Source organism: Kitasatospora sp. NPDC030952 (genome assembly GCF_055571335.1).
This window is the reverse complement of the sequence record NZ_JBVIFM010000011.1, coordinates 57,496-76,747: the sequence shown is the minus strand read 5'-3', so window position 1 is coordinate 76,747 and position 19,252 is coordinate 57,496. Positions and strand designations below refer to the sequence as shown.

Annotated in this window: 18 protein-coding genes; 4 read left to right on the top strand and 14 right to left on the bottom strand. The window is 73.5% G+C overall.

Translation table 11 applies throughout. From position 1 onward, the window contains the following. Window positions 1-182 precede the first annotated feature (182 nt). Window positions 183-644 carry a redox-sensitive transcriptional activator SoxR gene (soxR, locus tag ACZ47G_RS20395; RefSeq protein WP_465744535.1) on the top strand — a complete coding sequence of 154 codons (462 nt, stop codon included), beginning with the start codon at window positions 183-185 and terminating at the stop codon, window positions 642-644. Window positions 645-754: 110 nt separating this feature from the next. Here the strand turns inward: soxR and ACZ47G_RS20390 are convergent, their stop codons facing one another. Genes ACZ47G_RS20390 through ACZ47G_RS20370 form a run of 5 tightly spaced genes read right to left on the bottom strand, consistent with a single transcriptional unit; the run spans window position 755 to window position 6,473 of the window. Then, a complete protein-coding gene (locus tag ACZ47G_RS20390; protein WP_465744533.1) occupies window positions 755-1,744 on the bottom strand; it encodes an ABC transporter ATP-binding protein in 990 nt (329 codons plus the stop codon). Further along, window positions 1,744-2,751, bottom strand: a complete 1,008-nt coding sequence (locus tag ACZ47G_RS20385; RefSeq protein ID WP_465744531.1) for an ABC transporter ATP-binding protein — start codon at window positions 2,749-2,751, stop codon at window positions 1,744-1,746. Before ACZ47G_RS20385 ends, ACZ47G_RS20390 begins: the two co-directional genes overlap by 1 nt. After that, a complete protein-coding gene (locus ACZ47G_RS20380; RefSeq protein WP_465744529.1) occupies window positions 2,751-3,737 on the bottom strand; it encodes an ABC transporter permease in 987 nt (328 codons plus the stop codon). The genes ACZ47G_RS20385 and ACZ47G_RS20380 overlap by 1 nt, the downstream gene beginning before the upstream one ends. Before the next feature lie 31 nt (window positions 3,738-3,768). Beyond that, complete coding sequence (locus tag ACZ47G_RS20375) at window positions 3,769-4,719, bottom strand: ABC transporter permease (protein WP_465744527.1); 951 nt, start codon at window positions 4,717-4,719, stop codon at window positions 3,769-3,771. A 2-nt stretch (window positions 4,720-4,721) separates the two neighbouring features. Then, window positions 4,722-6,473 carry an ABC transporter substrate-binding protein gene (locus tag ACZ47G_RS20370; protein WP_465744525.1) on the bottom strand — a complete coding sequence of 584 codons (1,752 nt, stop codon included), beginning with the start codon at window positions 6,471-6,473 and terminating at the stop codon, window positions 4,722-4,724. A 174-nt stretch (window positions 6,474-6,647) separates the two neighbouring features. Between ACZ47G_RS20370 and ACZ47G_RS20365 the strand changes: the two genes are divergently transcribed. Next, the gene (locus ACZ47G_RS20365) at window positions 6,648-8,099 is read left to right on the top strand and encodes an aminopeptidase P family protein (protein ID WP_465744523.1); all 1,452 of its coding nucleotides are present in this window, start codon (window positions 6,648-6,650) and stop codon (window positions 8,097-8,099) included. Between the two features lies 1 nt (window position 8,100). Here the strand turns inward: ACZ47G_RS20365 and ACZ47G_RS20360 are convergent, their stop codons facing one another. From ACZ47G_RS20360 to ACZ47G_RS20350, 3 genes are all read right to left on the bottom strand, one after another. Further along, window positions 8,101-9,198 (bottom strand): nitronate monooxygenase, encoded by a 1,098-nt coding sequence (locus ACZ47G_RS20360; protein ID WP_465744521.1) that lies wholly within the window; start codon window positions 9,196-9,198, stop codon window positions 8,101-8,103. Between the two features lie 67 nt (window positions 9,199-9,265). Further along, entirely contained in the window at window positions 9,266-9,892 is a 627-nt protein-coding gene (locus tag ACZ47G_RS20355; RefSeq protein ID WP_350507111.1) for a response regulator transcription factor, read from the bottom strand. After that, window positions 9,889-11,094, bottom strand: a complete 1,206-nt coding sequence (locus ACZ47G_RS20350; protein WP_465744519.1) for a sensor histidine kinase — start codon at window positions 11,092-11,094, stop codon at window positions 9,889-9,891. The genes ACZ47G_RS20355 and ACZ47G_RS20350 overlap by 4 nt, the downstream gene beginning before the upstream one ends. 219 nt (window positions 11,095-11,313) lie before the next feature. On the opposite strand from ACZ47G_RS20350, the gene ACZ47G_RS20345 reads away from it, so the two are divergent. Beyond that, window positions 11,314-12,390, top strand: coding sequence for an ABC transporter permease (locus tag ACZ47G_RS20345; RefSeq protein WP_465744517.1), 1,077 nt, complete (start codon window positions 11,314-11,316; stop codon window positions 12,388-12,390). Between the two features lie 73 nt (window positions 12,391-12,463). After that, window positions 12,464-13,147: an ABC transporter ATP-binding protein gene (locus ACZ47G_RS20340; RefSeq protein ID WP_465744515.1), complete on the top strand. Its 684-nt coding sequence runs from the start codon at window positions 12,464-12,466 to the stop codon at window positions 13,145-13,147. 1 nt (window position 13,148) lies between these two features. Here ACZ47G_RS20340 and ACZ47G_RS20335 read toward each other — a convergent pair whose 3' ends face one another. The 6 genes from ACZ47G_RS20335 to ACZ47G_RS20310 form a co-directional block, all read right to left on the bottom strand. After that, entirely contained in the window at window positions 13,149-13,745 is a 597-nt protein-coding gene (locus ACZ47G_RS20335; RefSeq protein WP_465744513.1) for a Uma2 family endonuclease, read from the bottom strand. A 99-nt stretch (window positions 13,746-13,844) separates the two neighbouring features. After that, window positions 13,845-14,555, bottom strand: a complete 711-nt coding sequence (locus tag ACZ47G_RS20330) for a GntR family transcriptional regulator (protein ID WP_465744511.1) — start codon at window positions 14,553-14,555, stop codon at window positions 13,845-13,847. 168 nt (window positions 14,556-14,723) lie between these two features. After that, on the bottom strand, window positions 14,724-15,674 hold the full coding sequence (locus tag ACZ47G_RS20325) for an ornithine cyclodeaminase family protein (protein WP_465744509.1): 951 nt from the start codon (window positions 15,672-15,674) through the stop codon (window positions 14,724-14,726). Beyond that, window positions 15,671-16,708 (bottom strand): proline racemase family protein, encoded by a 1,038-nt coding sequence (locus ACZ47G_RS20320; protein WP_465744507.1) that lies wholly within the window; start codon window positions 16,706-16,708, stop codon window positions 15,671-15,673. The genes ACZ47G_RS20325 and ACZ47G_RS20320 overlap by 4 nt, the downstream gene beginning before the upstream one ends. Beyond that, a complete protein-coding gene (locus ACZ47G_RS20315; RefSeq protein ID WP_465744825.1) occupies window positions 16,708-18,072 on the bottom strand; it encodes an aldehyde dehydrogenase family protein in 1,365 nt (454 codons plus the stop codon). Before ACZ47G_RS20315 ends, ACZ47G_RS20320 begins: the two co-directional genes overlap by 1 nt. Before the next feature lie 111 nt (window positions 18,073-18,183). After that, window positions 18,184-19,188 (bottom strand): proline racemase family protein, encoded by a 1,005-nt coding sequence (locus ACZ47G_RS20310; RefSeq protein ID WP_465744505.1) that lies wholly within the window; start codon window positions 19,186-19,188, stop codon window positions 18,184-18,186. Between the last annotated feature and the right edge of the window lie 64 nt (window positions 19,189-19,252).

Genomic DNA, 19,252 nt, shown 5'->3' with positions numbered 1-19,252 from the left:
ATCCCCCCGACGAAAGGGATCCGGGGCCGGCTTGCGCCACCCGCCCGAGGCCCCCGCGATCGGCGGCTGCGGTGAGCAACTTGGCTGACCGGCAACGGTCCTGGCGGTCTCGACGGCAGAGGATCCGGTCACGTCCGATAAGCTGGAACTTCAACAGAGCTTGAAGCCCAGGAGTGGTGACCATGGCCGGAACCGCACCCGTCGACCTGCTCAGCGTCGGCGAGGTGGCCCGGCGCGCCGGGATCGCCACCTCCGCCGTGCGCTTCTACGAGGAGCAGGGCCTGATCTCCTCCGAGCGCTCGGCGGGCAACCAGCGCCGCTACCGGCGGCACGTGCTGCGCCGGATCTCGCTCATCCTGGTCGCCAAACGGCTCGGCATCCCGCTCTCCGAGGTCGCCGAGGTGTTCACCGGCCTGCCCGAGGACCGGATGCCGGGCAAGCACGACTGGGAGCGGATCTCCCGCCGCTGGGCCGAGCAACTACGCGCCCGCCGGACGGAGTTGGAGCACCTGGAGGACGAACTCACCGGCTGCATCGGCTGCGGCTGCGTGTCGCTGCGCCGCTGCCGGGTGCTCAACCCGGGCGACGAACTCGCCACCGAGGGGCCCGGGCCCCGGCTGCTGCTGCCCGCCGAGGAGCAGTAGCGGAGCAGCAGGAGCGGAGCAGCGGCGGCGGTGGTGGTACCCGGTCGGACGCGGCCCTCGTGAGGTTCCCCGCCGCGCCCGACCGGGGGCTCATGGTGCGACCGGCGGGATCAGCCGGAGGACTCCTGGCCCGGGAAGTGGCAGGCCGCCTGCCGCCCGCCGGTACCGACCACCTCCAGCAGCGGCCGCTCCGTCCGGCAGCGCGCCTGCGCCTTGGGGCAGCGCGGGTGGAAGCCGCAGCCGGTGGGCGGGTCGGCCGGGCTCGGCGGGTCGCCGAGCAGCACGATCCGCTCCCGGGCCCGCTCGGCCGCCGGGTCCGGCAGCGGGACGGCGGACAGCAGCGCCCGGGTGTACGGGTGCGCCGGGCTGCCGTACACCTCGGCCTTGTCGCCGATCTCCACGATCCGGCCCAGGTACATCACCGCGACCCGGTCGCAGACCCGCTTGACCACCGAGAGGTCGTGCGCGATGAACACGTACGCCAGGCCCAGCTCCCGCTGCAACTGCTCCATCAGGTTGACCACTTGGGCCTGGACGGAGACGTCGAGCGCGGAGACCGGCTCGTCCGCGATCACCAGCTTCGGCGAGGTGGCCAGCGACCGGGCGATCCCGATGCGCTGCGCCTGGCCGCCGGAGAACTCGTGCGGGTAGCGGTCGAGGTGCTCGGGGATCAGCCCGACCAGCTCCATCAGCTCGGCCGCCCGGCCGCGCGCCGCCGCGGCGGACGCGCCCTGCACCAGCAGCGGCTCGGAGATGATCCGGGCCACCGTCTGCCGGGGGTTGAGCGAGGAGTACGGGTCCTGGAAGACCATCTGCAGGTGCCGCCGGTGCGGCCGCAGCCGGGCCTGGGAGAGGCCGCCGATCTCGGTGCCGTCGAAGGTGACGGTGCCCGAGGTGGGGTCGAGCAGCCGGACGATCATCCGTCCGGTGGTGGACTTGCCGCAGCCGGACTCGCCGACCAGGCCCAGGGTCTCGCCCGCGCCGAGGTCGAAGCTCACCCCGTCCACCGCCCGCACCGGCGCCCCGGGCCGGCCGGTACGGCTGCGCCGCCCGGCGAAGGTCTTCACCAAGTCCCGTACGGACAGCAGTGGTTCCGCCATCAGACGGCTCCTTCCGGCACCAGTGGCAGGTGGCAGGCGGCCCGGTGGCCGGCCGTGGCCGGACCGAGCGGGCCGAGCGAGGGGCGCTCGGCCAGGCAGCGGGCGTGCTCCTCGGCCGGCGCGGTGCCGGTGCGGGCGCAGCGCGGGGCGAAGGAACAGCCGGGGGCTGGGGCGAGCAGCGACGGCGGGCTGCCGGGGATGGCCCGCAGCGGGGCGTCGTCGGTGTCGTCCAGGCGCGGCAGCGAGTCCAGCAGGCCGCGGGTGTACGGGTGCGCCGGTGCGGCGAACAGCCTTTCCACCGGGGCCTGTTCGGCCGCCCGGCCGCCGTACATGACCAGCACCTCGTGGGCGACCCGGGCGACCACCCCCAGGTCGTGGGTGATCAGCACGACGCCGAGGCCGCGCTCCTGCTGGATCCGGGCGATCAGGTCGAGGATCTGCGCCTGGACGGTGACGTCCAGGGCGGTGGTGGGCTCGTCGGCGATCAGCAGGTCGGGTTCGCAGGCGAGCGCCATGGCGATCATGACGCGCTGGCGCATGCCGCCGGAGAACTGGTGCGGGTACTCGTCGACCCGGCGGGCCGGTTCCGGGATGCCGACCTCGGCGAGCATCTCGACGGCCCTGGCCCGGCCGGCCTTGCGGCCCGCCCGGAAGTGCACCCGGTAGTGCTCGGCGATCTGTTCGCCGACGGTGTAGAAGGGGTGCAGGCTGGACAGCGGGTCCTGGAAGACCATCGCGATCCGCCGTCCCCGGACGGTGCCCAACTCCCGCTCCCCCAGGCCGTTCAGCTCCTGCCCGTCGAGCCGGATCGAGCCGGTGACGGCGGCGCCCCGGTGCAGGCCCATGACGGCCAGCGAGGTGACGGACTTGCCGCTGCCGGACTCGCCGACCAGCCCGAGGGTGCGCCCGGCCTCGACGGTGAAGGAGATGCCGTCCACGGCCCGGACGGTGCCGCGCGGGGTGTCGAAGGAGACCCCGAGGTCCTCGACCTCCAGCAGTCCGGTCATCAGTACCTCACTCTCGGGTCGACGTACGCGTAGAGCAGGTCGACCAGCAGGTTGGCCGCGACGATGAAGAAGGCCGCGAGCAGGGTGACGCCGAGGATCACGGGCTGGTCGGAGCGGGCCAGTCCGTCGTAGAACAGCCGGCCGACGCCGGGCAGGCCGAAGATCGACTCGGTGATGACGGCGCCGGCCAGCAGCCCGCCGAGGTCCATCCCCAAGATGGTCAGGATCGGCGTCGTCGCGGAGCGCAGCCCGTGCTTGACGGTCACCGTGCGGGCCGGCAGCCCCTTGGCGCGGGCGGTGCGGATGTACGGCTCGGCCATCGCCTCGATCATCGAGTTGCGGCTCTGCCGGGCGTACATGGCCGCGTACAGCAGGGCCAGCGCGATCCACGGCAGCAGCAGGTTGGACGCCCAGGCCACGGGGTTCTCGGTGAACGCGTGGTACGAGGGGTAGGGCAGCAGTCCGGCCGTCCTGACCACGCCCCAGATCAGCATGATCGAGGTGAAGTAGACCGGCAGCGAGGCGGCCCCGACCGAGAGCACCATCAGGGTCCGGTCGGTGAGGCCGCCCTTGCGCAGCGCCGAGGTGACGCCCGCGCCGAGGCCCAGGAGCAGCCAGAGCACGGCCGCGCCGATGGCCAGCGAGATCGACACCGGCAGCCGGTCGGTGAGGAGGTCCCAGACCGGCAGCCCGTACTCGTAGGAGTAGCCGAGGCAGGGGAAGCCGCAGTGCACGGCGCTGGGGCCGGTGCCGTAGTCGCGGCCGGCGAAGATCCCGCTCAGGTAGGCGGTGAACTGCTCCCAGACCGGCTTGTCCAGGCCCATCGCCGCCTTGACGTCGGCGAGCCGCTCGGGGCTGCAGGTCTTGCCGCAGGCGGCCGCGGCCGGGTCGTTGGGCAGCAGGTAGAAGATGGTGAAGGTGATGGCGCAGATGGCGAGCAGGATGCCCGCCACGCCGAGCAGTCGGCGGCCGAGGTAGAGGATCACGACCGGGCTCCCCGAGGGTCGAGGTAGAGGATCACGACCGGGCTCCCCGGGGGTCGAGGATGTCGCGCAGGGCGTCCCCGAGCAGGGTGAACGCGAGCACGGCGAGGAACAGGAAGGCCGTCGGGATGAGGAAGTACGTCGGGTCGGTCTCGTAGTGGACGATGCTCTCGGCGATCATCTGCCCCCAGGACGGGGTCGGCGGGCGGACGCCCACGCCGAGGTAGCTGAGCGCGGCCTCGGTGGCGATCATGCCGGGGATCAGCAGCGTGGTGTACGCGATGACCGGGCCGGAGACGTTCGGCAGGATCTCCCGGGTGAGGATGCGCCAGGAGCGGGCGCCGCCGACCCGGGCGGCCTCGACGTACTCGCGGTGCTTGAGCGAGAGGGTCTGGCCGCGCACCACCCGGGCGATGCCGGGCCAGGTGAACAGGCCGATGACCAGGGTGATCAGCAGGATCCGGTTGACGTCCTTGGCCACCGACATCATCGCGATCATGAAGATCAGCGAGGGGAAGGACATCGTGAGGTCCATCAGCCGGGACAGCACGGCGTCCGTCCGGCCGCCGAAGTAGCCCGCCGCGACGCCGGCCAGCGTGCCGGTGACCACGACGACCGCGGTCGCGCTGAACGCGATCAGCAGCGACACCTGGCCGCCGTGCAGCACCCGGGCGAACAGGTCGCGGCCGGTGATCGGCTCGACGCCCAGCCAGTGCCGGGTGCTGATGCCGCCGAAGTCGCCCCTGGGCATGCCGCCGAGGTAGGCGTCCACGGCGCGCTTGTCGAACTCCTCGGGGGACCAGCCGCCGAGCGAGCTGAGCGGGCCGGCCAGCGCGGCCGCCAGGACCAGCACGCCGACCGTGATCAGGCCGAACCGGGCCGAACCGCGGGCCCACAGCTGCTGCCCCACCCGGCGCCAGGGCCCGCCCCCGGCGGCTTCCGCGGGGCCCGCCGCCACGGCGACGGGTTCAGTGGTGACGGTCATCCTCAGCCCTTGCCCTTGGCCGGGTCCTTGAGGCCGACCACGGCCAGGTCGATCATCCCGGCGTAGCCCGAACTGCCGAACGCGCCCGCCACGTTGGTGCCGACCATCAGCGGGCGGCGCTGCCACATCAGCGGGACGGCCGGGGCCTTCTTCAGCAGCTCCTCGTCCAGCTGCTGCCAGGCCTTGTTGGCCTGGTCGACGTCCGACATGGCCGCGATCCGGTCCATCTCGTCCATCGTGGCCTGGTCCCGGAACTGGCTGAAGTTGCCCTGGTTGCCCTTCTCCTTGATGGTGCGTCCGTCGAACAGGAACGGCAGGAAGGTCGCGGCGGACGGGTAGTCCGGGCACCAGCCGTTGATGGTCAGCTCGGGGGCGTTCTTGGTGTCGCCGAGGGTGTCGGTGAAGGCGGACGGGTCCACGGTGTTGACGGTGACCTGGACCCCGACCTTGCCCAGCGACTGCTGGATCGCCTCGGCCCGGGTCTTGTCGCCGAGCGAGACGGTCAGCCCGACCTTGAGGTCGGTCTTGCCCGCGTCCTTGAGCAGGGCCTTGGCCTTCTCCGGGTCGCCGGCCGCCGGGATCTTCAGCGGGTCCGCCTTGGCCCCGCCGGTCAGCGAGGGCGGGAGGTAGGAGGTCGCCACGTCGGCCATCGCCGGACCGCCGAAGGCCGTCACCTGGGCCTCGCGGTCGACCGCCCACATCATCGCCTCGCGCACCTTCGGGTCGTCGAAGGGCGCCTTGGCGGTGTTCAGGTACAGCATGTCGGTGCAGCCGGTCTGTTCGGCCGCCATCCGGGCCTTGACGTCCGCCTTGGGCAGCACCTTGGCGACCGACTCGTGCTGCATCCAGGGCATGTTGATGGCGTTGGCGTCGGCGTCCTCGCTGGCGATGATCCGGTCGTCCGCCTGGCCGCCCTTGATGCCCTCGGTGACCACGATCCGGTCCGGGTAGGCCTTGCGGACGGTGTCGGTGGCCTGGTCCCAGCTGGTGTTGCGGACCAGCACCAGCTGCTTGCCCCGGTCGTAGCTCTCGATCTTGTACGGGCCGGAGGAGAACGGCCGGGAGTCGTACTGGGTGCCCTTCTCCTGGGACTGCGGCACCGGGGAGAAGGTCGGCAGGGTGACGGTGTCGGAGAACTCGGCGACCGGGCGCTTGAGGTGGAAGACGATCGTCTTCGCGTCCGGGGTCTCGATGCTCGCCAGGTGCTCGCCGGTGAGCGGGCCCTTGTACTTCTCGCCGCCGGCCAGGTACTGGATCGCGTAGTCCGGTCCGCCGGTGAGGTCCGGGGAGAAGGAGCGCTCCACGTTGTACTTGATGTCGGCGGCCAGGATCGGGCTGCCGTCCTCGTACTTGAGGCCGTCCTTGAGGGTGAAGGTCCAGGTCTTGCCGCCGTCCGAGGACTTGCCCAGGTCGGTGGCGAGGTCCGGGACGATCTCGCTGCCGGCCGCGCCCGGCTCGGCCTTGAAGGTGGTCAGGGTGCGGTAGAGCAGCCGGGTGCCGAAGTCCATGTGCGGGACGGTCCAGTTGCGGGCCGGGTCGAGGTGGGCGAAGTCCTGGTTGGTCAGGACGGTGAGCGTGCCGCCCTTGACCGGGGTGCCGCCGATGACCGAGCCGCTCGCGGCGCCCGGCCCCTTGGTGCTGCCGGGGGCCGCGTCGGCGCCGCTGTCGCTCTTGTCGTTCTTGCAGGCCCCGAGGCCGAGGGTGAGGGTCGCCGCGAGGGCGGCGGCGAGAAGGGCATGGGTGCGCCTGGTCATGTGGCAACTCCGCTGTGGGGGGCCTGCTTTGGTCCGCGGGGCCGGCTCTGGCCGCACCGCCGTGTGACCCGTAACATAGTAATGTGAAATTGCACTGCACAAGAGGTGGCGCCCTCCGTTACCCAGCTGTGTCCCACCACCCCCAGCAGCCCACCCCCGCCTAGGAGTTCACCGGTGACCCACCCGCAGCCCGGCCCCGCCACCGGGAGCCACGACCTCCCGGTCTCCCCCGCCCTGGACGCCTTCATGGCCACCGCCTGGGCCGCCACCCCGCTCCCCGCCGACCGACGCGTCCCCGGCTACGACCGGTTCGTCGGCCGCCGCGCCCGGCTCTCCGCCGCCTTCCCCGGCGAACGGCTGATCGTCCCCGCCGGGCGGCTCAAGGTCCGCTGCAACGACCTCGACCACCGCTTCCGCCCGCACAGCGCCTACGCCTGGCTCACCGGCCTCACCGGCGAGGACCAGGCCGACCACGTCCTCGTCCTCGAACCGACCGGCCCCGAAGGCCACGAACCGGTCCTCCACGTCCGCCCCCGGTCCCCGCGCAGCGGCGGCGAGTTCTACCGCGACCGCCGCTACGGCGAGTTCTGGGTCGGCCGCCGCCCCGACCTCGACGAGACCACCCGGCTCACCGGCGTACGCGCCGAACACCTCGACGACCTCGGCAAGTCGCTCGCCGGACCACAGCCGCCCACCCGGGTGGTGGCCGGCACCGACCCGGTCGTCGACCAGGCCACCGGGCGCCGTACGGCATCCGCCGCCGACCACGAACTCGCCGCCGTGCTCTCCGAGTTGCGCCTGATCAAGGACGACTGGGAGGTCCAGCAGCTGCAACTCGCCGTCGACCACACCGTCAGCGGCTTCGAGGACGTCGTCCGCGCCCTGCCCACCGCCCTGCGCCACCACCGCGGCGAACGCTGGATCGAAGGCGTCTTCGACCTGCGCGCCCGCGCCGAGGGCAACGGCCCCAGCTACACCACCATCGCCGCCTCCGGCGCCCACGCCTGCGTACTCCACTGGATCCGCAACGACGGCGCCCTCGACCCCAACGCCCTGCTGCTGCTCGACGCCGGCGTCGAGACAGACACCCTCTACGCCGCCGACATCACCCGCACCCTCCCGCTCAGCGGCACCTTCACCCCGGTCCAGCGGCAGGCCTACGAACTCGTCCTCGCCGCCCAGAGCGCCGGCATCGCCGCCCTGCGCCCCGGCGCCCGCTTCCGCGACTTCCACCACGCCGCCATGCGGGTCATCGCCGAAGGCCTCGCCGACTGGGGCGTCCTGCGCGTCCCCGCCGACCAGGCCCTTGCCGAGGACAACGGCCTCCACCGCCGCTACACCCTCTGCGGCAGCGGCCACATGCTCGGCCTCGACTACCACGACTGCGCCAAGGCCCGCGCCGACCGCTACGTCGACGGCACCCTGGAAGCCGGCATGGTCCTCACCGTCGAACCCGGCCTCTACCTCCAGCCCGACGACGAAACCCTCCCCCTCGAACTCCGCGGCCTCGGCATCCGCATCGAGGACGACCTCGTCATCACCGCGGACGGCGCCCACCTGATGTCCGGCGCCCTCCCCCGCACCGTCCCCGCCATCGAGTCCTGGATGGCCCAGCTCCTGAGCTGAGTCAGACCCCCCGCGCGCTCCGCCACAGGTCCGCCACGATCTGCTCCGCCGGGCCCGTACCGGCCAGCCGGTGGGCGGTGCCCGCCCAGAGGTGCATGGCGTCGGTGTCGGCCCGGCGGGTGGCGGCGGCGCGCAGCGGGGCGGTGAGGTGGTGGACCTCGGGGTAGGCGGGCGGGGCGTACGGGCCGTAGCGGTCGATGAAGGCGTTGCGCAGGCCGCGCGCGGGGCGGCCGGTGAAGGCGCGGGTGACGACGGTCTCCGGCAGTTCGGTGAGCGCGGCCCGGTGGGCGGCGGAGGCGCCGGACTCGTCGGCGCGCAGCAGCGCCGTCCCCAGCTGCACCGCGGCGGCCCCGGCCCGCAGCGCCGCCGCGATCGCCGGGCCGTCGCCCAGGCCGCCCGCCGCGATCAGCGGCAGCGCGGTCACCGCCCGTACGGCGGGCAGCAGTTCGAGCAGCGGCAGCTCCCCGGGCCGGTCCGTCACCCGGTGGGTGCCGCGGTGCCCGCCGGCCTCCGGGCCCTGCACGCACAGGGCGTCCATCCCGGTCTCCTGCGCCGCCCTGGCCTCCGCCGGCGTGGTGACGGTGGCGACCTGCCGCGTCCCCACCGCCCGCAGCGCCGCCGCCTCCTCGGCCGTCGGCAGCCCGAAGGTGTACGAGACGACCGGCACCGGGTCGGCGAGCAGCGCGGCGAGTTTGGCCTCCCAGTCGTCCCGGTCCGGCCCGATCGCCTCCGGCAGCTCCACCGCCCACCGCTCGGCCTCCGGCCGCAGCCGGTCCCGGTAGGCGGCGACGGCGGCCGGATCCGCGGGCGGGGCCGGCACGAAGAGGTTCACCCCGTACGGCCGGTCGGTCGACTTCCGTACCGCGGCGATCTGTTCGCCCATCGCGGCGGCGCTCTTGTACCCCGCGGCCAGGAACCCCAGCCCGCCGGCCCGGTTCACCGCGGCCACCAGCTCCGGCGTCGAGGCGCCGCCCGCCATCGGGGCACCGATCACCGGAACGGCGAGTTCGGCGAAGTCGGCGAAGTCGGTGAGTTCGGCGAGGTCGGTGAGGTCGGCGAGGTCGGCGAGGTCGGTGAGGTCGGTGAGACGCGCGGCCATCGGGGGCTCCTCACTCCGCTACGGGCACGGAACACTGCTACGGGTACGGAACTCCCTCACCCTACGCTCAGCGGATCAGCCCGCGCCCGCGCGCCTCCCGCACCGCCGCCGTCCGCGAGTCGACCCCCAACTTGGTGTAGATGTGCACCAGATGGGACTTCACCGTGGCCTGGCTCAGGTGCAGCCGCTGGCTGACCTGCTGGTTGGTCAGCCCGTCCGCGACCAGCCCCAGCACCTCGGTCTCCCGGGCACTGAGCGCCGCCGCGGGCGTCCGCATCCGCTCCAGCAGCCGGTCGGCGACGCTCGGCGCCAGCGCGCTGCGCCCCGCCGCGGCGGCCCGGACGGCCTGGGCGAGTTCCTCCGGCGGCGCGTCCTTCAGCAGGTACCCGGTGGCACCGGCCTCCAGGGCCGGGAGGGTGTCCGCGTCGCTGTCGTAGGTGGTGACCACCAGCACCCGCGGCGCGCCCGCCCGGGCGGTGATGGCGGCGGTGGCCTGGGCCCCGTTCATGGCCGAGCCGGGCCCGAACTGGAGGTCCATCAGCACCACGTCCACGCCCGGTTCCGCCGCCAGCTCGACGGCCCGCTCGGCGGTCGCCGCCTCGGCCACGATGGCGAAGTCGGGTTCGCTCTCCAGCACCGCCCGCAGCCCGGCCCGCACCACCGGGTGGTCGTCGGCGATCAGCAGCCTGATCACGGGCCGGCCTCCGGGGCGATGGGCAGTTGCACCGCCAGGGCCGTCCCCTCGCCGGGTGCGGACTCCACCGTGAAGCTGCCGCCGAGCGCACGGGCCCGGGCCCGCATCGAGGGCAGTCCGAAGCCGCCGTCCGCGCCGCTGCGGCCGGCCACCGCCGCCGGGTCGAACCCGGCCCCGTCGTCGAACACGTCCAACGCCACCTCGCCCTCCATGTAGCTGAGTGTCACCTCGGCGCGCGAGGCCTTCGCGTGCCGCACGGTGTTGCCGAGCGCCGACTGGGCGATCCGCAGCAGCGCCACCTCCTGGGCGGCCGGCAGCCGGAGGGGGTCCCCGGAGAGGTGCAGGTGGACGGGCAGTCCGCTGTGCGCGGTGGTGGTCGCGCAGAGCCGCTCCAGCGCGACCGGCAGCGAATCGCCGTCCAGCGCGGGCGGGGTGAGCGCGCGGACGAACCGCCGGGCCTCGTCCAGGTTGTCCTGGGCGGCCCGGCGCGCCTGCTCCACGTACCCGGCGGCGGCCTCGGTGCGCTCGGGCAGCGCCCGCTGGGCCGCGCGCAGCAGCAGTTGGATGGAGCTGAGGCTCTGGGCGAGGGTGTCGTGGATCTCCCGGGCGAGCCGCTCCCGCTCGGCGAGGACGCCGGCCGCGTGGTGGGCGGCGGCGAGGTCCGCGCGGGCGGCGGTCAGTTCGTCGATCAGCCGGCGCCGTTCCTCGCTCTCCCGGTACAGCGCCTGGTAGCCGAGCACGGTGGCGGTGGCGACGGCCGCGCCGAGCGCGGGCCCGATCGAGGCGGCGAGGTTGAAGGAGTGCTGGTGCCAGGACCACGCGGCGATCGCCCCGAGCGCGGTGAGGGCGACGGCCGTCAGCCCGCCGCGCCGCCCGAGCAGGTGCAGTTCCAGGAAGTACAGCGGGAAGGCCAGCCACACCCCGTCCTGGGTGGCGACCAGCACGCCCGCCCAGGTGACGCCGAGCAGCGCCAGCCAGAGCGCCGCGCCCCGGCGGGAGCGGTGGACGGCGGCCAGCTTCGGCCCGACGGCGTACACGGCGGCCATCGCGGTGGCCGCGGCGGCGACGGCCGCCGGGTCCCCGCCCCGGTCGACGAAGGCGGCCCGGGCCACCGCGAGGGCGAGCAGGCCCGCCACGAGCAGGTGCAGGCAGAGCCGGAGGACGCGGGCGACGGGGGTGGTTCTGGATCGTTCGGTCGCCATCCCTCCAGCCTAAGTTCCGCGTCCCGAGCCCGGCATCAATCAAAAGGTTGAACTCCGCTTCTGCCCTTTGATGCCCAGGATGCAATCCCGGGCGCGATGCCCCGGCCACCCCGTTTCGGGGAGCGTGGCAACGTCACCGGCCCCGCTGCCGGCGGCAACGTCACCGGCCCCGCTGCCGGTGGCAACGTCATCAGTCCCGCTGCCGCAGGAAGGCCCACCGTGTTCGTCGCCTGGAGGGATCTCAGGTTCGCCAAGGGGCGGTTCGCCCTGATGGGAACCGTCATCGTGCTGATCACCGTCCTGGTCGGCCTGCTGTCCGGACTGACCGCCGGCCTCGGCCGGCAGAACATCTCCGCGATCACCGGCCTGCCCGCCGACCACCTGGTGTTCTCCAAGCCCGCCGACGGGCAGGAGCTGAACTTCACCGACTCCCAGCTCACCCCCGACCAGTGGCAGGCCTGGACGCGCGAGCCCGGCGTCACCTCCGCCCAGCCGCTCGGCATCACCACCACCAAGGCCGCCGCCGGCACCCGCACCGCCGCACTCTCCGCCTTCGGCGTCCCGGACGGCTCCGACCTGGCCCCGCAGGGCGACCGGATCGCCCCCAGCCGGGCCGTGCTGTCCACCACCGCCGCCGAGAAGCTCGGCAACCTCACCCCCGGCGCCGACTTCACCATGGCCGGGCACCGGCTCACCGTCGCCGCCGTCGCCGGCGACGCCGCGTACAGCCACACCCCGGTGATCTGGACCAGCCTCGGCGACTGGCAGCAGTTCGCCCCCGGCGGCGCCGGCCACGCCACCGTCATCGCCCTGCGCACCGGCCAGGGCGCCGACCTCGCCGCCGCCGACACCCGCCACGGCACCGTGACCCGCACCCGCGACGACGCCCTCGCCGCGATCGGCTCCTACACCTCCGAGAACGGCTCGCTCCAGCTGATGCGCGGCTTCCTGTTCGCCATCTCCGCCCTGGTGATCGGCGCCTTCTTCACCGTCTGGACGATCCAACGCAGTGGCGACATCGCGGTGTTGAAGGCCCTCGGCGCCTCCACCCGCTACCTGCTGCGGGACGCCCTCGGCCAGGCCGTACTGCTGCTGGTGCTCGGTACGGCCGTCGGCACCGCGATCGCCTCCGGCTTCGGCGCGCTGCTCGGCTCCGCCGTCCCCTTCGTCCTGGACGCCCCGACCGTCCTGCTGCCCGCCGTCGTCATGATCGCCCTCGGCGCGATCGGCGCGGCCCTGTCCATCCGCCGGATCACCTCCGTCGACCCGCTGACCGCCCTGGGGAGCGCCCGATGAACGAGCGAAGCGAAGTGACCATCAAAAGGTGCGCGTGGGCGAATGCCCCCGCCGAGCGAAGCGAGGTGGGCGCATGAGTCTTGACCTCGACCACATCACCTTGACCTACCCGGACGGTGACGGCCGGCTGACCGCCCTGGACGACGTCTCGCTGACCGTCCCCAAGGGCTCCATCACCGCCGTGGTCGGCCCCTCCGGCTCCGGCAAGTCCAGCCTGCTGGCGGTGGCCGCCACCCTGATCAGCCCGGACTCCGGCCGGGTCGTCGTCGACGGCACCGACACCGCCGGCCTCGGCCGCGCCGAACTCACCGCCCTGCGCCGCACCAGGATCGGCATCGTCTTCCAGCAGCCCAACCTGCTGCCCTCGCTCACCGCCGCCGAACAGCTCCAGGTGATGGCCCACCTGGACGGCCGCTCCCCCCGCGAGGCCCACACCCGCGCCCTGGAACTCCTCGCCGCCGTCGGCCTCCGCGACCAGGCCGCCCGCCGCCCCCACCAGCTCTCCGGCGGCCAGCGCCAACGCGTCAACATCGCCCGCGCCCTGATGAACGACCCCACAGTCCTGCTCGTCGACGAGCCCACCAGCGCCCTCGACCACGAACGCGGCGCAGCGGTCCTGGAGTTGATCACCGAGCTCACCCACCGCCGGGCCACGGCCACCGTCCTGGTCACCCACGACCGCACCCATCTGACGGCCGTCGACCAGGTCGCCGAAGTCCACGACGGCCGCCTGACCCTGCCGGCGGCGGTGGCCTGAACTAGTTCTTCGCCGTGAGCACGTCGTCCACCGAAAGCGTCACCGACGCCCCGATCGACTCGGGCAGGGTGAACGACTGCCCGGGATGGTGGACGGCGTGCACTCGGTACTCTCCGTCCTTGGGGTCGGTCAGCACCATCACCCGCTGGTTCGTCCGGTCCACGATGACGTAGACCGGCGCACCGGCCTCGGCGTACAGCGGCGGCTTCACCTTCAGATCAGTCGTGAAGTTCGACGACGTCACTTCCAGTACAAGACGGAAGACCGCTGGGTCATAGCAGTTTCGCTCGATCAGGTGTTCTCGGTAGTCGGCGTCGACAACACACAGGTCCGGAATCGCGTAGTCGGACGGTCCGCCCGGCAACCACAGGCCCATCCCTTGAACCACTCGGGACGTATCGCCATGGAGCCCCGCCGCCAACAACGGGATCATCAGGTCCGTGAGCGTCTCTCCATGCGGCCCGTCCGGAGGTGGCGTCACCGTGATCTGACCTCCAAGAATCTCGACCCGGTGTCCCACGAGTCGATCGGAGATCAGCTCTGCGGCCTCGAGCAACGTCATCTGCCCGAAGGGTTCTTCCACTGCGGCGGCGGACATGGAGTTCCTCCTGACTGCCGATGTCGAGATCATCATCGTAGGACGCGAGCACCTTCCGGTACCCGATCCCCATCCTTCACCCGAACGGGTGGTTTAGCCCTACCGGGCCCGCAGACGCAGCCCCGGACGCTCCGCCTCCGCCGCCTCGTCCTGGCCCGCCCACAGCGAGCGGACGTGGCTGAGGTGCCGGGTCATGCAGGCCTCCGCCGCCTCGGCGTCGCCGGAGAGCATCAGGTCCAGCAACTCCACGTGCTCCTCCGCCGAGGAGACCAGCTGCCCCTGCTCGTCCAGCCGGGTCAGCCCGTACAGCCGGGAGCGCTTGCGCAGGTCCCCGACCACGTCGACCAGCCGCGCGTTGCCGGCCAGCCCCAGCAGGTCGAGGTGGAACTGCCGGTCCGCCTCCAGGTAGCCGATGAGGTCGTGCTTGCGGGCGGCCGCGACGATCGCCTCGGCCTGCGGGCGCAGCCGTTCCAGCTGGTCCTTGGTGGCCGTGCGGGTGACCCGGCCGACGGTCGGGACCTCGATCAGGGCGCGGATCTCGGTGTAGTCGTCGAGGTCGCGCTCGGTGAGTTCGGTGACCCGGAAGCCCTTGTTGCGGACCGCCTCGACCAGTCCCTCCCGGGCGAGGTCGAGCATGGCCTCGCGCACCGGGGTCGCGGAGACGCCGAAGTCGGCGGCGAGGGCGGGTGCGGAGTAGACGACGCCGGGGCGCAGTTCGCCGGAGATCAGGGCCGCCCGGAGCGCGTGGGCGACCTGGTCGCGGAGCCGCTCCTGCACGGAGATCAGGGTGCGGGACGTGAGCTCGGCCATGGTGTTCCTCCGGGTGGGTGCAGAACACCAGCGTACAATGTCACGTTACGTTGAGCGTGCAACAGTCCGCGATCCAAACACCCCGACGCTCATGGTGACAGCGGCCGTCGACCGTGACAACGGCCGCCGGCGCACGATTCCACGGCCCACCACCACTGGCTAGGCCCCCTAGGGCCGCGAGGCCCGGTACACCTCCGCCGCCACTGCCAGGTCCTCCCAGCCCATCCCGACGCTCTTGAAGAACCGCGGCCGCCCGTCCGGCACCAGCGCGTCACCGCGCACCAGCTCGGCCAGGTTCCACACCTGCCGCCGCCCGAGCGCGCCCGCCACCAGCAGGTCGCCGGCCTCCCGGGCCGCCACCGAGCGTGCCTCCACGTACAGTTCGGCCCGCCCGACCAGCACCTCGTCCACTTCCCGCGCGTCCGGCTCGTGCGAGCCGACCGCCGCGACGGCCGCGTGATCGGGTACCAGCGCGCCGTCGAACAGCGGGGTGCGCGCGGTGGTGCAGCAGACCACCAGATCGGCCTCGGCCACCGCCTCCGGCTCCCCCACCGTGCCCGCCAGCCCGAGCCCGCGCCCGTACGCCGCCAGCGCGGCGGCCCGCCCGGCGTCTCGCGCCACCACCGTGACCCGCCGGAGGGACTTCAGCGTCGGGACGGCCAGCAGCGCGTCCAGGTGCCCGTAGGCCTGCGGGCCGGAGCCGAACACCACCAGGTGCTCGGCCTCCGGCGCCGCGAGCCGCGCCAGCGCCGCCGCCGTCACGGCGGGCGTGCGCAGAGCGGTGAGGGCCGCGCCGTCCAGCAGCGCCAGTGGCTGGAGCGTCGGCCCGTCCAGCAGCAGGTAGCTGCCGGTGATCCGGGGCAGTCCGTGCGCCGGGTTGGCCGGCGCCACCCCGGCGATCTTGACGCCCGCGAAGGTCCCGGTGGCGGCCGGCATCAGCAGCAGTTCCCCCGCCGGTACCGGTACGGCCGACCGGGCGGGCGCCGCCTCCGGGTCGAACCCGTCCAGCAGCACCCGCTCGATCGCCCGCACCGCGTCGGCGGGCCCGACTCCGCCGACTCCCGGCACGGCGTACTGGAGCGGCTCAACCGCCGCGCCGGGGAGCTCATCACCGCTCACAGCAGGAACCCCGTCCCCAGCCCGTCGCCCGGTTCCAGCAGGAACCGGTGCTCCCCGGTGCGGTACGCCGTGCCGCTGACCTCGGTGACCACGCCCGCGCCCAGCGGGTCGCCGCCCGCGAGCACCTGCCCGGTGAACCGGGTGCCGATGACCGACTCGTGCCGCAGCGGCTCCCCGGGGGCGAGCCGCCCCTCGGCGGCGAGTACGGCGAGCCGGGCGGAGGTGCCGGAGCCGCAGGGCGAGCGGTCGATCTGCCCGTCCGCGAACACCACCACGTTCCGCTGGCTCAACACGCCGTCCGGGGAGGGCAGTTCGTCGTACAGCACGACCCCGTACACCCCGGACAGCCGCGGGTCGGTGGGGTGCGCGACCGCCTCCGAGTCGGCCAGCAGCTCCCTGATCTCCCGCCCCGCGGCGACGAGTTCGGGCAACTGCCCGGTCTCGACCGCGAGCCCGAGCGCGGCGGCGGGCACCGAGGCGTAGCAGGCCCCGGAGTGCGCCACGGCGACCTCGACCACTCCGCGCGAGGTGTTCAGCGGCAGCTTCAGCGCGCTGACCCGGCTGGGCACATTGCGGAAGGTGACGCCGGTGGTGCGCCCGCCGGCCCGGTGCACCAGCGCGGTGACCCGCCCGGAGGGCACGTCGATCCGCACCCGCGCCACGCCGTCCGAGGGCGCCGGTACCAGCCCGGAGTCCACCGCCCAGGCGCCGAGCGCGATGGTGCCGTGCCCGCAGGCGGTCGAGTAGCCGTCCTTGTGCCAGAACAGCACGCCCAGGTGGGCCTCGTCGTCGTCCGGCGGCACCAGGAACCCGCCGTACATCCCGGCGTGCCCGCGCGGCTCCCGGGCGAGCAGCCGCCGGACGTCGTCCAGCGCGCCGGGCCGGGGCGCGGTGGCGGTGCCGCCCGCGCCGATCGCGATGGCCCGCCGCTCGGCGACGCTGTCGCCGGGGATCGGGGGCGCCCCGCCGAGCACGATCCGGAACGGCTCGCCGGCCGTGTGGTAGTCGACGGCGTCGACGGTACGGAGGTCCATCAGGCACCGCCGCCCGGCAGCACGCTGATGGTCCGGCTCGCGGTGTAGAACTCCAGTGCGGCGCGGCCCTGTTCGCGCTCGCCGTGGCTCGCACCCTTGGTCCCGCCGAAGGGCAGGTGGAAGTCGACGCCGCTGGAGGGCGCGTTGACCCGGATCATGCCCGCGTCGAGGCGCTCGGCGGCGGCCAGGGCCGCGTCCAGGCTGCGGGTGTGCACCGAGGTGGCGAGGCTGTGCGGGGTGTCGTTGGCGAGCGCGATGGCCTCGTCCAGGTCGGCCGCCGCGTGCAGCACCGCGATCGGGCCGAAGAACTCCTCACTGGCCAGCGGGTGTTCGGCCGGTACGTCGGTGAGCAGGGTCGGCTCGACGTACCAGCCGGTCCGCTCGGGGGCCCGTCCGCCGGTGAGCACCGTCGCCCCGGCCGCCACCGCCGAGTCGACGGCGAGGGTGAGCCGCTGCCGCGCGGCAGCGTTGACCACCGGCCCGCAGACCGAATCGTCCATCCCCGCAAGGGCCTTGACCAGCGCCTCGCGCAGCGGCTGGTACGCCGCACCCACCGCGATCACCCGGCTGGTGGCGGTGCACTTCTGCCCGGCGTATCCGGCGATCGCGGCCGCGAGGTGCCCGGCGGCCAGGTCGATGTCCGCGTCCGGGAGCACCAACGCCGCGTTCAGTCCGCCGAGTTCGGCCTGCACCGGCACCCCGCGCCCGGTGGCGGCCCGCACCACGGCCCGGCCGACCCCGGTCGAGCCGGTGAAGGACACCACGTCGGCCGCGTCGACCAGCGCCTGCCCCTCCTCGGCCCCGCCGGGCAGCACGGTGAACACGTCGGCGGGCAGGCCCGCCAGCTCGGCCAGCCGCAGCGCACACGCCGTCGCCTCGGGCGCGGGCTTGAGCACGGCCGTGTTGCCGACCGCCAGCGCCGGCGCCGCCTTCCAACTCGGGATCGCCAGCGGGAAGTTCCACGGCGCGATCAGCCCGGCGACCCCGTACGGGCGGCGCCGGGTGAGCAGCAGTCCCGGTCCGGCGGCGGTCTCGTGCACCGCGCCGGACGGCTCGTACGGCGCCTGCGCGTAGTAGCGCCAGATCGCCGCCGTCCGGGCGACCTCCCCCCGCGCCTCGGCGAGCGGCTTGCCGACCTCCCGCACGATCAGCGCGGCCAGTTCCTCCGCGTGCGCCTCGACCGCCTCGGCGATCCGGCCCAGCGCGGCCGACCGGGCGCCCGCCCCCGCCGCGAGCCAGCCGCCCTGGGCGGCCCGGGCCCGCCCGACGGCGGCCCGCACGGCCTCGGCGCCGGGCTCCTCGACGGCGACCACCAGGTCGGCCGGGTCGGCGGGGTTGTACGAGGTGATGGTCACGGCTGGCAGCCCTTCGAAAGCAGGTTGGACACGGTGCGTCGGAGCAGGAAGCGACGCGTCAGTGCAGGAAACGACGCGTCAGCGCAGGAAACGACGCGTCGAAGAGCAGGACACGACGCATCAGAGCAGGAAGCCCGCCGGGAACGGGTCGTCCGGGTCGAGGAAGTACTGGGCGGTGCCGGTGACCCAGGCCCGCCCGGTGACGGTGGGCACCACCGCGGGCCGCCCGGCGACCTCGGTCTCCTCGACCAGCCGCCCGGTGAAGGTGGTCCCGATGAAGGAGTCGTTGCGGAAGTCCCGCCCGATCGGCAGCTCGCCGCGCGCGTGCAGCTGCGCCATCCGGGCCGAGGTGCCGGTGCCGCAGGGCGAGCGGTCGAACCAGCCGGGGTGGATGGCCATCGCGTGCCGGGAGTGCTCGGCGGTGGAGCCGGGGGCGAGCAGCTGGACGTGGTGGCAGCTGTGGATGGACGGATCCTCCAGGTGCACCGGCCGGTCGGGGCCCGCGTTGACGGCGTCCATCAGGGCCAGGCCGGCGTCCAGGATCTCCTGCTTGCGCTCGCGCTCGAACGGCAGCCCGAACTCGGCGAGCGGCAGGATGGCGTAGAAGTTGCCGCCGTACGCGAGGTCGTAGCCGATGGTGCCGTACCCGGGCACCTCGATCTTGCGGTCCAGCGCGACGGAGTACGAGGCCACGTTGCGGATGGTGACGGCCTTGGCGGCGCCGCCCTCGACCCGCACCTCGGCGACCACCAGGCCGGCGGGGGTGTCCAGCCGGACCGTCGTCACCGGCTCGACCACCGGCACCATCCCGGTCTCGACCAGGACGGTGGCGACGCCGATGGTCCCGTGCCCGCACATCGGCAGCAGCCCGGAGACCTCGATGTAGAGCACGCCGAAGTCGGCGTCCGGCCGAGTGGGCGGCTGCAGGACGGCGCCGCTCATCGCGGCGTGCCCGCGGGGCTCGTACATCAGCAGGGTGCGGAAGTGGTCGAGGTGCTGCTGGAAGTGCACCCGGCGTTCGGCCATGGTGGCGCCGGGGATGACGCCGAAGCCCCCGGTGATCACTCGGGTGGGCATGCCCTCGGTGTGCGAGTCGACGGCGTGGAACACGTGACGGCTCCGCATGACCTCACAACTCCCTCTGAGAAACGGTCGGTTGAGACCGGCTGACCCCACAGCCGGCCGACTG